This window comes from Bradyrhizobium sp. WSM3983 (genome assembly GCF_000473045.1).
In the GTDB taxonomy this organism is placed as follows: Bacteria; Pseudomonadota; Alphaproteobacteria; order Rhizobiales; family Xanthobacteraceae; genus Bradyrhizobium.
The window spans coordinates 247,355-260,547 of sequence record NZ_AXAY01000004.1 but is presented as its reverse complement, the minus strand read 5'-3'; the positions used below and the strand labels follow the sequence as shown (position 1 = coordinate 260,547).

The following is a 13,193-nucleotide window of genomic DNA, read 5'->3' as shown; positions in this document are numbered from 1 at the left end:
CCGGGACGACGGCGTCTGCGGAACTATCCTCCCGCGCTCAATTCGGCGCGATCGAGCTCTTCCTCGATTCGGTGGAACGCGTCGTCGCCGATCACCTCGGTGGCGCGCAGGCCGAAAATCGACTTGCGTGCGGCCTCGATGGCGCGACGGCGCAGGGGATCGGCGGGCAGTTCGCCGTTGGTGATGCCGCCGTGCGGATCGTCGTCGGCCTGCATCAGGATGGCGCGGTATTCGAGGCGGAGGATTTCAGCCTCCTCCGACGGATCGTCCTCGATCGCATCGAGCGCGGCGCGATAGGCGATGGCGCGTGCGCGCGCGACCTCGATGCCAACAGGGTCGTCATCCCTGAGGCCGAAAGCGAGGATCAACGGCCGCAATGTCAGGCCCTGGATGATCAGCGAGCCCAGCACCACCGCGAAGGCGATAAAGACGATGAAATCGCGATAAGGAAAATTCTCCGGCAGTGCGAAGGCGGTGGCGAGCGTGACCAGGCCGCGCATGCCGCACCAGGAGATGATGAGGCCGCCCTTCGGCGAGGCCACCTGTTTTGGATCCTTGGGATGATAAATTCCGCGGGCGATCAGCACGCGCAGCGTGGTGCGGTAGAATGTGATCCAGAGCAGCCGCACCAGTACAACCGTGAGCAGGATCCAGGCGGCCGCCACGCAATATTCCCAACGGACGTCCGCGTCCAGCTTCGTCCAGATCGGCCGCATCTGCATGCCGATCAGCATGAAGGCGAGCACGTTGAGCACGAACACCGTGGTCTCCCACACCGCATAGGACGGCACCCGCAGCCGCGCCGGGATGCGGGCCGGCGCCGTTTGTGCGACGGTGATGGCGTAGACGACGATGGTGAGGATACCGGAGAGGCCAAGATGCTCGGCGGCGATCCAGACCATGAAGGTGGTGGCGAACTGCATGATGATCGCGCTCGGCACCTCCCTTACGCGCTCCATGAACAACGGGATGATGCGGCCTGCAAGAAGGCCGGCCAGTACGCTGCCGACCAGTCCCAGCGCGATCGTCGGCGCGACCTCGCTCCATTTGAGGTGCTCCATGACGACCGCGCCGACGGCGATGCGATAGATCAGCAGCGCACTGGCGTCATTGAGCAGGCTTTCGCCTTCCAGCACCTTCACCATGCGATAAGGCAGCTTGACCTGGCTCAGGATCGCGACCGCGGCCGCGGCATCCGGCGGCGCAACGATGGCGCCGAGCGCCACCGCGGCGGCCCAGGGCATGTCGGGGAAGAGCCGGTGTGCGACGAAAGCCACGCCGATCGTGGTCAGGCCGACCGCAGCCACGACCAGGGTTGCGACCGGAACCCAGTTATTGCGGAGATCGCGCAAGGATGTGTCGAAGGCGGCATCCAGCAGCACCGGTGCGACAAAAAGTGCCAAGGCAAGGTCCGGCTCCAGCGTCCAGGTCGGGCTGTTCGGCACGAAAGCGATCAGCGCGCCGCCGATGGCGAGAAAGGTCGGGTAAGGGACCTTGATCCGCCGCGCCAGCGCCGATAATGCAACGGCGCCGAGCAGAAGCGCGATGATCCATTCGAATGTCGACACGAGATCCCCGAAACCGATTTGAGCGACGCCACAAGCTAGCACCAATCCGGCCGTATGATGGATAGTACGGCCTCAAGGCAAGACTTTCCGACTGCAGCGAGCATGCGTTTTCAAAAACTTCTTCAATTGTCCGGAGCCGTGGTGCTCTCAACGCTTTCGCTCGCTACGGCCCAGGCCGCGACCGGCGGCGAGCCGGCCGCCGTCGCGCAGATTGACGTTGCGGCATGCCTGTCCGCAACCGCGGCTGATGACATGGACAAAGCGGGCCCGGCCTGCGCCGCAATCATCGACAACGAGAAGACCGCAAAGCCCGATTTGATCAAGGCGCTGGTCGCGCGCGGCGCGCTACTGGCGCGGCATGACCAGGTCGACCGCGCCATCGCCGACGACAGCCGCGCCCTGCTGCTCGATCCCACGCTTGCCGATGTCTTCAACGCGCGCGGCGAGCTCTGGCTGAAGAAGGGCGACAAGCCCAAGGCTGTGCAGGATTTCGGCGCGGCGCTCCGGATCAATCCGAACCACGAAAAAGCCAAGGCCAATCACAAGGCGATCGCGCGCGAGCTCGAGCGGATTGGCGCGCAGATGGCGGTCGCCGGCAAGCCCAGCTTCAATTGCGCAGGCGCGCGCCGCCCGGTCGAGAAGGCGATCTGCGGAAACCGCGAGCTCGCCGACCTCGATCGCGAGGTCTATGCGGCCAATGCGCGCGTGCTGCGCGAGGCGCGTAACGAGGGCGAGGCGAAGAACCTCCAGCGGGAGCAGGATGACTTTATTGCACGCCGGAACGCGGGGTTCGGCCGGCCGGGGTATGATTTGAAGAAGACCATGCAGGCGCGGCTGCAGCGCTTGAATGGTGTGGACGGCTATTGACGGTGTTCTTCGCCACCTGAGGGGTCGTCATGGCCGGAAAAGGCCCGATTTGAACCGATCCCTCGTCCGCCGCGACAATGGTGAAAACCCGATGTCACGGAGCTTTAGGCCATGTGCGGCACGCGTTCTTCCGCGCAAATATCCAAAACCTCGCTGCGCGCCTTCCTGCTTGGCGCAGCGATGAGCCTCATTCTGGTGGCGCCAGCCTCAGCCGCCACCGATTGCGTGATGGGCAGCAAGGCCGCGCCGGCCGAGTTGATCTCAGCGTGCAGCGCGATCATCGACCAAGGCTCGAATCCAATTTCTGACCGCGTCGCGGCGCTGCTGGTTCGGGCCGATGCCAATGCGCGGACCTCCGGTGGTCTCACGGAGGCGCTGCGGGACATCGACCGCGCCATCGCGCTCGACGGGAAGAATGCGCGCGCCTGGCGCCTGCGCGGCGATCTGTTGCGCGAGGCGGGCGGTGATCTCAACCGCGCCACGTCCGATCTCAGCAAGGCGATCGAGCTCGATCCGCAGGACGCGGAGGCTTATGAGCTGCGCGGCGTGGCCTATACCAACCAGCGCCGGCTCGACCGGGCGCTTGCCGATTACGACAAGGCGATCAAGCTGAAGCCGGATTATGCGCAGGCCTGGTCCGATCGCGGCGCGACCTATTATCTCAACGGCGACAACGACAAGGCGGTGAGCGATCTCAGCGAGGCGTTGCGGCTCGATCCGAACCGGGCGCGCAGCTACACCAACCGTGGCGCCGCCTACAAGAAGCTCGGCCAGCTCGACAAATCGATTGCCGACGACAGCGAGGCGATCAGGCTCGATCCGAAAGTGCCGGAATATTACGACAATCGCGGGCTCTCCTATGCCGCGATGAAAGACTACGACAAGGCGATCGCCGATTACGACCAGGCGCTGCGGCTGGCTCCGCGGCCGAACTTCTTCACCAATCGCGGCGATAGTTACCAGTTTAAGGAAGAGTTCGGCGCAGCGCTCAGCGATTATAACGACGCGCTGAAGCTCGATCCGAATTTCGCGAAGACCTACAACAACCGCGCCGTGCTTTATTCCAAGATGGGCGACCGCAAGAAGGCGCTGGCCGACTACGAGACGGCGCTGCGGCTCGACCCCGGCAACGCCAACGCCGCGGATGGCCGCCGCACCATGATGGCGGAGATCGCGAAGTTCGGCGCCGAGCCACCGCAGCCGCTGGCCGCGAATTCCGGCAACGGCCCGTCATTCGATTGCGCGGATGCGAAGCGCGAGGTCGAGAAAGTGATCTGCGCCGATCCGCAGCTTGGCATGCTCGACCGCCAGCTCGCCGAGGCCTATGAGCGCGTGCTGAAATCGATGAGCCGGCGCTCGGCGACTGACCTGCGCAAATCCCAGCACGATTTCCTCGCCACCCGCGACGCCAGCTTCCGCCGCCCTGGCTACGATCTGAAGAAGGTCATGCGGGACCGGTTGCAGCGGTTGAATGCGATGGAGGGGTAGCCGCTCTTCGCCTCTCCCCGTAAGAACGGGGAGAGGGACAAGATACGTTCTTTTCAGCTTGAACCGCGGCCCGTTCCCGGGACAATACCCCTCAAACAAGGCCGGCACTTGATCCCTGTCATGGCGGGACTTCTACCCTGCCGTCAGGTCAAGGCGAGGCCAATCAAGGGAACGGGAGCGCCTGCATGAATGCCCAGGGAAAGAGTCTTTATCACGAGGTCCATGCGCGCTCGCTGGCCGATCCCGAGGGATTTTGGGCCGAGGCGGCGAAGGAGATCGACTGGATCGAGCCGCCGAAAAAGATTTTCGATGCCACCCAGGGTGTCTACGGCCGCTGGTTTACCGGCGGCGTGGTCAACACCTGCTACAACGCGCTCGATCGCCATGTCGAGCGTGGCCGCGCCGACCAGGTCGCGCTGATCCATGATTCGCCGCTCACCAGTTCGGTCACGAAATTCATCTATGCCGAGTTGCTGGCCGAGGTGCAGGCGCTCGCCGCCATCATGCAGGATTTTGGCGTCGCCAAGGGTGACCGCGTCATCCTCTATATGCCGATGGTGCCGGAGGCCGTGGTTGCCATGCTCGCCTGCGCGCGCATCGGTGCGGTGCACTCCGTGGTGTTCGGAGGCTTTGCCGCAAAAGAGCTTGCGACCCGCATCGACGATGCGCAACCAAAACTCATTCTCTCCGCAAGCTGCGGCATCGAGCCCGGCCGCATCGTGCAGTACAAGCCGCTGCTCGACGAGGCGATCAAGCTCGCGACCGCGAAGCCGAAGGCCTGCATCGTGTTGCAGCGTCCGCAGCTGATCTGCGACCTCACGCCAAGGCGGGACTATGACTGGGCGAGCTTGCGCCGCAAGGCCATGAACGACGGCAAGAAAGCGCCTTGCGTGCCGGTCGCCGCGACCGATCCGCTCTACATCCTCTACACGTCAGGTACGACCGGCATTCCCAAAGGTGTCGTGCGCGACAATGGCGGGCACCTCGTCGCAGTGAAATGGTCGATGTTCAACCTCTATGGCGTCAAGCCGGGCGAGGTCTGGTGGTGCGGCTCCGACATCGGCTGGGTGGTCGGCCACAGCTACATCATCTATGGCCCGCTGCTGCATGGCGCGACCTCGATCATGTATGAGGGCAAGCCGATCGGCACGCCCGATGCCGGCGCGTTCTGGCGCGTGATCAGCCAGCACAAGGCGGTCGCCTTCTTCACCGCGCCGACCGCGTTCCGCGCGATCCGCAAAGAGGATCCGGAAGGCAAGTTCATCCGGCAATATGACCTCTCCAAATTCCGCACGCTGTTCCTCGCCGGCGAGCGCGCCGATCCGCCGACGGTGGAATGGGCGGAGCAGCAGCTCAAGGTGCCTGTCATCGATCATTGGTGGCAGACCGAGACCGGCTGGTGCATCGCCGGCAATCCGGTGGGCCTCGGCCAGCTGCCGGTGAAGCACGGCTCGCCGACCGTGCCGATGCCGGGCTACCAGGTCGACGTCGTGGATGAAGCCGCAAAGCCTGTCGGTCCCAACACGATGGGCTCGATCGTCATCAAGCTGCCGATGCCGCCGGGCTGCCTGCCGACGCTGTGGAATCAGGACGCGCGCTTCAGGGACGCGTACCTGAGCGAATTTCCCGGCTACTACAAGACCTCGGATGCCGGCTACAAGGATGAGGACGGCTATGTCTTCGTGATGGGCCGCACCGACGACATCATCAATGTCGCCGGCCACCGGCTCTCCACCGGCGGCATGGAGGAGATTCTGGCTTCGCATCCCGATGTGGCCGAATGCGCCGTGCTCGGCGTCAAGGATGCGATCAAGGGCGAGGTGCCTTGCGGCTTCCTGGTGCTGAAGGCCGGCGTGAAGCGCCCGCCCGCGGAGATCGAGAAGGAGATCGTGGCGCTGGTACGCGACAGGCTCGGCCCCGTTGCCGCGTTCAAGCTCGCCATCACCGTTGGTCGCCTGCCCAAGACGCGCTCGGGCAAGATCCTGCGCGGCACCATCAAGAAGATCGCCGACGGCGAGGCCTGGACCATGCCGGCGACGATCGAAGACCCCAAGGTGCTGGACGAGATCGGGGAGGCGCTGAAGGGGCGGGTGTGACGGTGCAGATGGGGCTTGAATAGGCCGCATTTTTCCGCTCAACCCTCATCCTGAGGAGCGCGCTTGGCGCGTCTCGAAGGATGAAAGGCCTCGCTGCTGCATCCGGGCCTTTCATGGTTCGAGACGCGCGCTGCGCGGGCTCCTCACCATGAGGATGAAAGACCTGCCATGAATGCGAAGCCGTTGCTTGCGATTGCTATCGCGGGCCTCATTCTCTCCGCCTGCTCGACGCGTTACCAGACGCCGACCGCGATGGGCGGTGACGACGATGACGCGGTCTGCCAGAGCCGTGGCTATGCCGTGGGCTCGCCGGAATACGTGGCCTGCCGCAAGGACCGCGATGTCCAGCGCAACGCCGCCACCGCCCGCTCCGATCGGCGTCAGCGCGATCTCGGCGAATACATGCTGAACCATCCCGATCGGCCGTGAGGCACGTCGTCGTCCCGGCGAAGGCCGGGACCCTACCGCGTGATCTGTCGATCGCGGCGGTAAGCGTACCGAGCGGCTAATCTTCGCCAAACCCGACCCTGTGGTTATGGGTCCCGGCCCCCCGTGCGCAATTGCGCACCAGGCCGGGACGACACCTGAGAGTGTGGCGAGGATCTCCTCTCACAATGAAACAAAAACGCGGCGGGTTTTCCCGCCGCGTTTGCATTAGATGACGAATAAAAGAGAGAGGACTACTCCTCCTCTTCCTCGTGCTTCTTGCCGCCCAGCGTCTTGAGCTTGGCGAACACGGCGTCGACGTTGAGGTCGTCGCTCGACTTCTCCGACGGCTCGTACTCGTCCTTCTTGGTGGTCTCGGAGGCCGGCAGCAGGGTGGCGCCGCCATAGGCTGCATCGATCGGCTTTTCCTTGGCCGCGCGCGCCACTTCGAAATCGAGCTCGATCTGCGAGCAGAGGCCGAGGGTGACCGGGTCGATCGGGGTCAGCTGGGAGGTGTTCCAGTGCGTGCGGTCGCGGACGCTGGCGATCGTGCTCTTGGTGGTGCCGACCAGACGCATGACCTGGGCGTCCTTGAGCTCCGGATGGCTGCGCAGCAGCCAGAGAATGGCGCTGGGGCGCTCGTGGCGGCGCGACACCGGGGTGTAGCGCGGGCCTTTGCGCTTGGGTTGGGGCGGCAGCACGACCTTGCTCTCCTGGAGACGGAGCCGGTAGTCCTCGTTCTTCTCGCCCTTCTCGATCTCCTCGCGGGTCAGCTGGCCATTGGAAATCGGGTCCATGCCCTTGATCCCCTGCGCAGCGTCACCGTCAGCGATCGCCCGGACCTCCAGGGGATGCATCTTGGTGAAATCGGCGACCTGGTTGAAAGTCAGCGCGGTATTGTCGAGCAGCCAGACGGCGGTCGCCTTGGGCATCAGAGGTGCGTTGCTCATGGCAAATCTCCTTTGTGCTTCGCCCACCCCCTCAGGAGGCGAAACCGGTGGTCATCAGCGATGACAGGGAATGCGCGCTATATAAGCCCGGAGGGGGCAGCCACGCAATGGTTCTGCTATAGATAGTGCCTTGACAGCGCCCGAAAGGGGGCCCAATTCCCTCTCAAGTCGCTATAAAGTCCAAGCAGACCGTTTTAGGCCCTTTTCCATCCATCGACCGTCCCCCGCCAGAAGGCGATTGGGTGATTCGGTCCCGAGATCGCTCAATGTCAGCCAAACCAGACCTCAAGATCGTGCTTTGTTCTCCCCGCGGCTTCTGCGCCGGGGTGGTCCGGGCGATCGACACCGTGGAACGGGCGCTCGATAAATACGGCGCCCCCGTTTATGTTCGCCATGAGATTGTGCACAACAAATACGTCGTCGACGGGTTGAAGAAAAAGGGCGCCATCTTCGTCGAGGAGTTGGCTGAAATCCCCGAAAACACCACGGCGCCGGTGGTGTTCTCGGCCCATGGCGTGCCGAAGTCGGTTCCCGCCGACGCGACGTCCCGCAACCTGTTCTCGCTCGATGCGACCTGCCCGCTGGTGACCAAGGTGCACCGCGAGGCCGCGATCCACTTCAAGCGCGGCCGCGAGATCTTCCTGATCGGCCATTCGCATCATCCCGAAGTGGTCGGCACGCTCGGCCAGCTTCCGGTCGGCGCCGTCACCCTGATCGAGACCGCCGAGGACGCCAAGACCATTTCTCCGAAGGACCCCAACAACCTCGCCTTCGTGACCCAGACCACGCTGTCGATCGACGACACCGCCGAGATCGTGGCGCTGCTCAAGGAGCGTTTCCCGAACATCAACGGGCCGCACAAGGAAGACATCTGCTACGCCACCACCAACCGCCAGCTCGCGGTGAAGAAGGTGGCGCCGGTGGTCGACGCGCTCATCGTTGTCGGGGCCCCCAATTCGTCGAACTCGCAGCGCCTGCGCGAGGTCGCCGAGCGCGAAGGCTGCGGGATCGCGGTGCTGGCGCAACGCGCCACCGACATTGACTGGACCAGGTTCGGCAACATCAAGAGCCTCGGCATCACCGCGGGCGCGTCCGCACCGGAAGTGATCGTCGAGGAGATCATGGACGCGTTCGCCGAGCGCTACACGCTGCATGTGGAGACGGTCTCGGCCGCGGAAGAAAACGAGTTCTTCCCGCTGCCGCGTCAGGTGCGCCCCGAAGCCGCCGCCGAGTAGACTTTTATGGCGGTCTATACCGACGTTGCCGCCGACGAGCTTGCGGACTTCCTGAAGCAATACGATCTCGGCGAATTGCTCTCCTACAAGGGCATCGCCGAGGGCGTCGAGAACACCAATTTCCTGCTGCATACCAGCCAAGGAAACCGGCAGGCCTCGTTCATCCTCACGCTCTATGAGAAGCGCGTGGCGAAGAACGATCTGCCGTTCTTCCTCGCGCTGATGACGCATCTCGCCGAGCACGGCGTCAGCTGTCCGCTGCCGGTCAAGGCGAAAGACGGTGAGGCGCTGCACGAGCTGTCAGGACGCCCCGCCGCAATCATCACCTTTCTCGAAGGTGTCTGGCCGCGCAAGCCGAACGCGACGCATTGCGCCGGCGTCGGCGAGGGCCTCGCCCGGATGCATCTGGCTGGCGCCAATTTTGCGATCAAGCGTGCCAACGCGTTGTCAGTCGCGGGCTGGCGGCCGCTGTTCGAAGCGGCGGCGAACCGCGCCGATGAGGTGCAGCCGGGCCTGCGTGCGCTCCTCGCGGCCGAGCTCGACTATCTCTCGAGTGGCGTCTGGCCGAACAATCTGCCCGAGGGCGTGATCCACGCCGACCTCTTCAACGACAACGTCTTCTTCCTCGGCGACAAGCTCTCAGGCATCATCGACTTCACCTTCGCCTGCAACGACATGCTGGCCTATGACGTCGCGATCTGCCTGAATGCGTGGTGTTTCGAGCCGGATCATTCCTTCAACGTCACCAAGGCGCGCGCCTTCCTCAACGCCTATGGTCGCGTGCGAAAGCTCACCACAGCGGAAGAGGCTGCGCTACCGCTGCTGGCGCGGGGTGCCGCGATCCGCTTCCTGCTGACGCGGCTGGTCGACTGGCTCAACGTGCCACCCGGCGCGCTGGTCAAGCCGAAGGACCCGCTGGAATATTTTCGCAAGTTGCGCTTCCACCAGAGCGTCTCCAGCGCGCGCGACTACGGGCTGATGCCGTCAGGACTGGTCGCGTGAGCGCGCTTCCCAATGTCACGATCTATACCGACGGCGCCTGCTCGGGAAATCCCGGGCCCGGCGGCTGGGGCGCGATCCTGAAGTTCGGCGACAAGGAAAAAGAGCTGAACGGCGGCGAGCGGCACACCACCAACAACCAGATGGAATTGATGGCGGCAATCTCCGCGCTCGAAGCGCTGAAGAAGCCATGCACCGTCGATCTCTACACCGACAGCCAGTATGTCCGGCAGGGCATCACCGGCTGGATCCACGGCTGGAAGCGCAACGGCTGGCGCACCGCCGACAAGAAACCGGTCAAGAACGTGGAGCTATGGCAGCGCCTTGATGCCGCGCTGAAGCCGCATGAGGTCCGCTGGCACTGGGTCAAGGGCCACGCCGGGCATCCGGAGAACGAGCGGGCCGATCAGCTCGCGCGTGATGGGATCGCGAAGGCACGATTGCAGCAGAGGGTGGGGGAGTAGCGAGGGCGCATTGCGCCCTCTCTCCATCGTCATCCCGGCGAAGGCCGGGATCCAGAACCACAGGATCGAGTTTGACGAAGACTCGCGGTTGCCAGCTCGCGCCGCAACTCTATCCTGGGGGTATGGGTCCCGGCCTTCGCCGGGACGACACCGAGAATGAGGCTGAGCGCGATGAGAGCCTTACAGCTGCCCCAGCAGCGTATCGCCGCCGGACACCTCGACCTTGCCGGGCATCGCCTCCAAGTTCAGCTTCTTGACCACGCCGTCCTCGACCAGCATCGAATAACGCTTGGAGCGGATGCCGAGGCCGTTGCCGGAGGCGTCGAGCTCCATGCCGATCGCCTTGGCGAAGTCGGCATTGCCGTCGGCGAGGAAGATGGCCTCGTCGCGCTGGTCGGTGTCGCGCTTCCAGGCGTTCATGACGAAGGCGTCGTTGACGGAGACGATGGCGATGGTGTCGACGCCCTTGTCCTTCATGGCATAGGCGTTGAGGAAGATGCTCGGCAGATGCATCTTGTGGCAGGTGCCGGTGTAGGCGCCGGGCACCGCGAACAGCGCCACCTTCTTGCCCTTGAAGATATCGTCGGTGGTCTTCACCTGTGGGCCTTCCGCCGTCATCACGCGGAATTTCGCCTCGGGCAGCTTGTCGCCAGTCTGGATCGCCATCGTCAGTCTCCCTGAAAATCGGTCCCGCTTTTTAGACCGTGCGGCGGGACTGCACAATATTGCGGGCGAGGGAAGCTGAGGGGCCACCGGCCCTTCACCGTTATGTCATCAGCCGGCAAAACCGCCGCCGTCGAGGAAGGCCTGCTCCTCGGCGGTGGTATCGCGGCCGAGCAGGTGGTTGCGGTGGGGGAAGCGGCCGAACCGCTGGATGATATCGGCGTGCTCGCGGGCGTATTTCAGGTTTTCGGCATTGTCGGTGTTTTCGAACAGCGCGACGCAATGCAGCTGGTCGGGCAGGTGCTCGGAATGCATGAAGGGCATGTAGAGGAATTCGAGCAGGATGGGATCAACTCGCGCGTCTGTTCCCCGTGCGATGGCACGGCGGGCGACCTCACGCGCCTGCGCATCGCTGGCGAAGGCGTCCGGCGAGCCGCGAAAGATGTTGCGGGGAAACTGGTCGAGCACGATGATGAGCGCGAGCGCGCCGTCATCGCTGTCTTCCCATGACGCCAGCGCGCCGGCGGCCGCCTTCTGCCAGAGCCCGAGAAAGCGACGGCGGACCTCCGCATCGAAAGCGTCGCCGGGCCTGTACCAGCGCTCGCGGCCGGCCTCGCGCCAGAAGGCGAGAATGCCGGCCGGCGTGATGTTGCCGATGTCAGTCATGAACCGGAGAGGCGGCCTTACGCCGCCTGAGCCTTCTTCTCGTCGCGCAGCTCGCGGCGCAGGATCTTGCCGACATTGGTCTTGGGCAGGTCGGCACGGAATTCGATCTGCTTGGGCACCTTGTAGCCGGTGAGCTGCTCGCGGCAGAACTTGATCACGTCCTCGGCGGTGAGGTTCGGGTCCTTCTTGACCACGAAGGCCTTCACCGCTTCGCCGGACCCGCTGTCGGGAACGCCGATCACGGCGCATTCCAGCACGCCCGGATGGCTCGCGATCACCTCCTCGATCTCGTTCGGATAGACGTTGAAGCCGGAGACCAGGATCATGTCCTTCTTGCGGTCCACGATCTTGGTGTAGCCCTTCTCGTCCATCACGCCGATGTCGCCGGTGCGGAAATAGCCGTCCGCGGTCATGACCTTCGCGGTCTCCTCCGGCCTGTTCCAGTAGCCCGACATCACCTGCGGACCCTTGGCGCAGATCTCGCCGGGCTGGCCGAGCGGGACCTCGTTGCCGTCGTCGTCGCGGATCGAGACCCAGGTCGAGGGCACGGGAATGCCGATCGATCCCGAGAATTCGGTCGTGGTCGCGGGATTGCAGGTCAGCGTCGGCGATGTCTCGGACAGGCCGTAGCCTTCGGCGATGAAGCAGCCGGTCACGGCTTTCCACTGCTCGGCCACCGGGCGCTGCACCGCCATGCCGCCGCCGTTGGAGATCTTCAGCTTGGAGAAGTCGAGCTTCTTGAAATCAGGGTGATGCATCAAGCCGTTGTAGAGCGTGTTCACCGCCGGGAAGCTGTTGACCTGGTATTTTGCGAGCTCCTTGACGAAGCCTGCGATGTCGCGTGGGTTGGGGATCAAGAGATTGCAGCCGCCGGCGCGCACCGCGAGCAGGTAGCAGGCCGTCAGCGCGAAGATGTGATAGAGCGGCAGCGCGCAGACAATCATGAGCTGATCGACATGAGGCGGCGAGGCGAGCGCCGGCTGCAGCCAGGCGTCGTTCTGCAAGACGTTGGCGACGATATTGCGGTGGAGCAGCGTGGCGCCCTTGGAGACGCCGGTGGTGCCGCCGGTATATTGCAGGAAGGCGACGTCGCCGGGCGACAGCTTCGGCTTGTTGAAGGTCTGGCCGCGGCCGGCCGCAAGCGCGTCGTTGAACGACACCGCGCCCGGCAGCGACCAGGCCGGCACCATCTTCTTGACGCGGCGGACGACGAGATTGACGATCACGCCCTTGAAGCCGAGCAGATCGCCCATGCTGGCGACGATGACGTGCTTGACCGGGGTCTTGGCGATCACCTGCTCGACGGTGTGCGCAAAGTTCTCCAGCACGATGACGGCTTCGGCGCCGGAATCCTTGAGCTGATGCTCGAGCTCGCGCGGGGTGTAAAGCGGGTTGACGTTGACCACGGCAAAGCCGGCGCGCAGCACCGCGGCGGTGGCCACGGGATATTGCAGCACGTTCGGCATCATGATCGCGACGCGCGCGCCGCGCTGCAGGCCGCGTCCCTGCAGGTAAGCAGCGAGCGCCAGCGACATCTGGTCGAGGTCGCGATAGCTGATCGCCTTGTCCATGCAGATGAACGCCTTGCGGTCGGCGAACTTGGCAAAGCTCTCCTCCAGGAGATCGACCAGCGATGCGTATTGCGTCGGCTCGATATCAGCGGGCACGCCGGGCGGATATTGCTTGAGCCAGATGCGCTCCATGGAAACTCCCCTCTCTAACGCCAGAGCCCGTTGTGTCTCGGGCTTGCCTCATTGCCGGCAGTATCGAG

Annotated in this window: 12 protein-coding genes; 7 read left to right on the top strand and 5 right to left on the bottom strand. The window is 64.2% G+C overall.

The annotated features are described in order from the left end of the window. Window positions 1-23: 23 nt before the first annotated feature. Window positions 24-1,568, bottom strand: a complete 1,545-nt coding sequence (locus YUA_RS0108530; protein WP_027530298.1) for a sodium:proton antiporter — start codon at window positions 1,566-1,568, stop codon at window positions 24-26. Window positions 1,569-1,670: 102 nt separating this feature from the next. Here YUA_RS0108530 and YUA_RS0108525 point away from each other — a divergent pair, with 102 nt between their 5' ends. From YUA_RS0108525 to YUA_RS0108510, 4 genes are all read left to right on the top strand, one after another. Further along, entirely contained in the window at window positions 1,671-2,435 is a 765-nt protein-coding gene (locus tag YUA_RS0108525; protein WP_027530297.1) for a tetratricopeptide repeat protein, read from the top strand. A gap of 111 nt (window positions 2,436-2,546) precedes the next feature. After that, on the top strand, window positions 2,547-3,923 hold the full coding sequence (locus tag YUA_RS0108520) for a tetratricopeptide repeat protein (RefSeq protein ID WP_027530296.1): 1,377 nt from the start codon (window positions 2,547-2,549) through the stop codon (window positions 3,921-3,923). A gap of 185 nt (window positions 3,924-4,108) precedes the next feature. Further along, entirely contained in the window at window positions 4,109-6,019 is a 1,911-nt protein-coding gene (locus tag YUA_RS0108515; protein ID WP_027530295.1) for a propionyl-CoA synthetase, read from the top strand. A 168-nt stretch (window positions 6,020-6,187) separates the two neighbouring features. Further along, window positions 6,188-6,448, top strand: a complete 261-nt coding sequence (locus YUA_RS0108510; RefSeq protein WP_035970672.1) for a hypothetical protein — start codon at window positions 6,188-6,190, stop codon at window positions 6,446-6,448. Window positions 6,449-6,699: 251 nt separating this feature from the next. Here YUA_RS0108510 and YUA_RS0108505 read toward each other — a convergent pair whose 3' ends face one another. Beyond that, the gene (locus YUA_RS0108505; RefSeq protein ID WP_027530293.1) at window positions 6,700-7,395 is read right to left on the bottom strand and encodes a DUF1013 domain-containing protein; all 696 of its coding nucleotides are present in this window, start codon (window positions 7,393-7,395) and stop codon (window positions 6,700-6,702) included. A gap of 266 nt (window positions 7,396-7,661) precedes the next feature. On the opposite strand from YUA_RS0108505, the gene ispH reads away from it, so the two are divergent. From ispH to rnhA, 3 genes are read left to right on the top strand one after another with little or no spacing between them, the layout of a single operon-like run. Continuing rightward, on the top strand, window positions 7,662-8,630 hold the full coding sequence (gene ispH / locus YUA_RS0108500) for a 4-hydroxy-3-methylbut-2-enyl diphosphate reductase (protein ID WP_027530292.1): 969 nt from the start codon (window positions 7,662-7,664) through the stop codon (window positions 8,628-8,630). 6 nt (window positions 8,631-8,636) lie between these two features. Then, window positions 8,637-9,632 carry a homoserine kinase gene (locus YUA_RS0108495; protein WP_027530291.1) on the top strand — a complete coding sequence of 332 codons (996 nt, stop codon included), beginning with the start codon at window positions 8,637-8,639 and terminating at the stop codon, window positions 9,630-9,632. Then, entirely contained in the window at window positions 9,629-10,093 is a 465-nt protein-coding gene (gene rnhA / locus YUA_RS0108490; RefSeq protein ID WP_027530290.1) for a ribonuclease HI, read from the top strand. The genes YUA_RS0108495 and rnhA overlap by 4 nt, the downstream gene beginning before the upstream one ends. A gap of 180 nt (window positions 10,094-10,273) precedes the next feature. Here the strand turns inward: rnhA and YUA_RS0108485 are convergent, their stop codons facing one another. The 3 genes from YUA_RS0108485 to YUA_RS0108475 form a co-directional block, all read right to left on the bottom strand. Next, window positions 10,274-10,759 carry a peroxiredoxin gene (locus YUA_RS0108485; protein WP_007597501.1) on the bottom strand — a complete coding sequence of 162 codons (486 nt, stop codon included), beginning with the start codon at window positions 10,757-10,759 and terminating at the stop codon, window positions 10,274-10,276. A 108-nt stretch (window positions 10,760-10,867) separates the two neighbouring features. Next, entirely contained in the window at window positions 10,868-11,422 is a 555-nt protein-coding gene (locus YUA_RS0108480) for a DUF924 family protein (RefSeq protein WP_027530289.1), read from the bottom strand. Between the two features lie 17 nt (window positions 11,423-11,439). Then, the gene (locus tag YUA_RS0108475) at window positions 11,440-13,125 is read right to left on the bottom strand and encodes a long-chain fatty acid--CoA ligase (protein WP_027530288.1); all 1,686 of its coding nucleotides are present in this window, start codon (window positions 13,123-13,125) and stop codon (window positions 11,440-11,442) included. Between the last annotated feature and the right edge of the window lie 68 nt (window positions 13,126-13,193).

Coding starts and splice junctions, on each gene's coding strand:
- YUA_RS0108475 (WP_027530288.1), bottom strand. CDS start 13,125: ATGGAGCGCATCTGGCTCAAGCAATATCCGCCCGGCGTGCCCGCTGAT.
- YUA_RS0108480 (WP_027530289.1), bottom strand. CDS start 11,422: ATGACTGACATCGGCAACATCACGCCGGCCGGCATTCTCGCCTTCTGG.
- YUA_RS0108495 (WP_027530291.1), top strand. CDS start 8,637: ATGGCGGTCTATACCGACGTTGCCGCCGACGAGCTTGCGGACTTCCTG.
- YUA_RS0108515 (WP_027530295.1), top strand. CDS start 4,109: ATGAATGCCCAGGGAAAGAGTCTTTATCACGAGGTCCATGCGCGCTCG.
- YUA_RS0108505 (WP_027530293.1), bottom strand. CDS start 7,395: ATGAGCAACGCACCTCTGATGCCCAAGGCGACCGCCGTCTGGCTGCTC.
- ispH (WP_027530292.1), top strand. CDS start 7,662: ATGTCAGCCAAACCAGACCTCAAGATCGTGCTTTGTTCTCCCCGCGGC.
- YUA_RS0108520 (WP_027530296.1), top strand. CDS start 2,547: ATGTGCGGCACGCGTTCTTCCGCGCAAATATCCAAAACCTCGCTGCGC.
- YUA_RS0108525 (WP_027530297.1), top strand. CDS start 1,671: ATGCGTTTTCAAAAACTTCTTCAATTGTCCGGAGCCGTGGTGCTCTCA.
- YUA_RS0108485 (WP_007597501.1), bottom strand. CDS start 10,759: ATGGCGATCCAGACTGGCGACAAGCTGCCCGAGGCGAAATTCCGCGTG.
- YUA_RS0108510 (WP_035970672.1), top strand. CDS start 6,188: ATGAATGCGAAGCCGTTGCTTGCGATTGCTATCGCGGGCCTCATTCTC.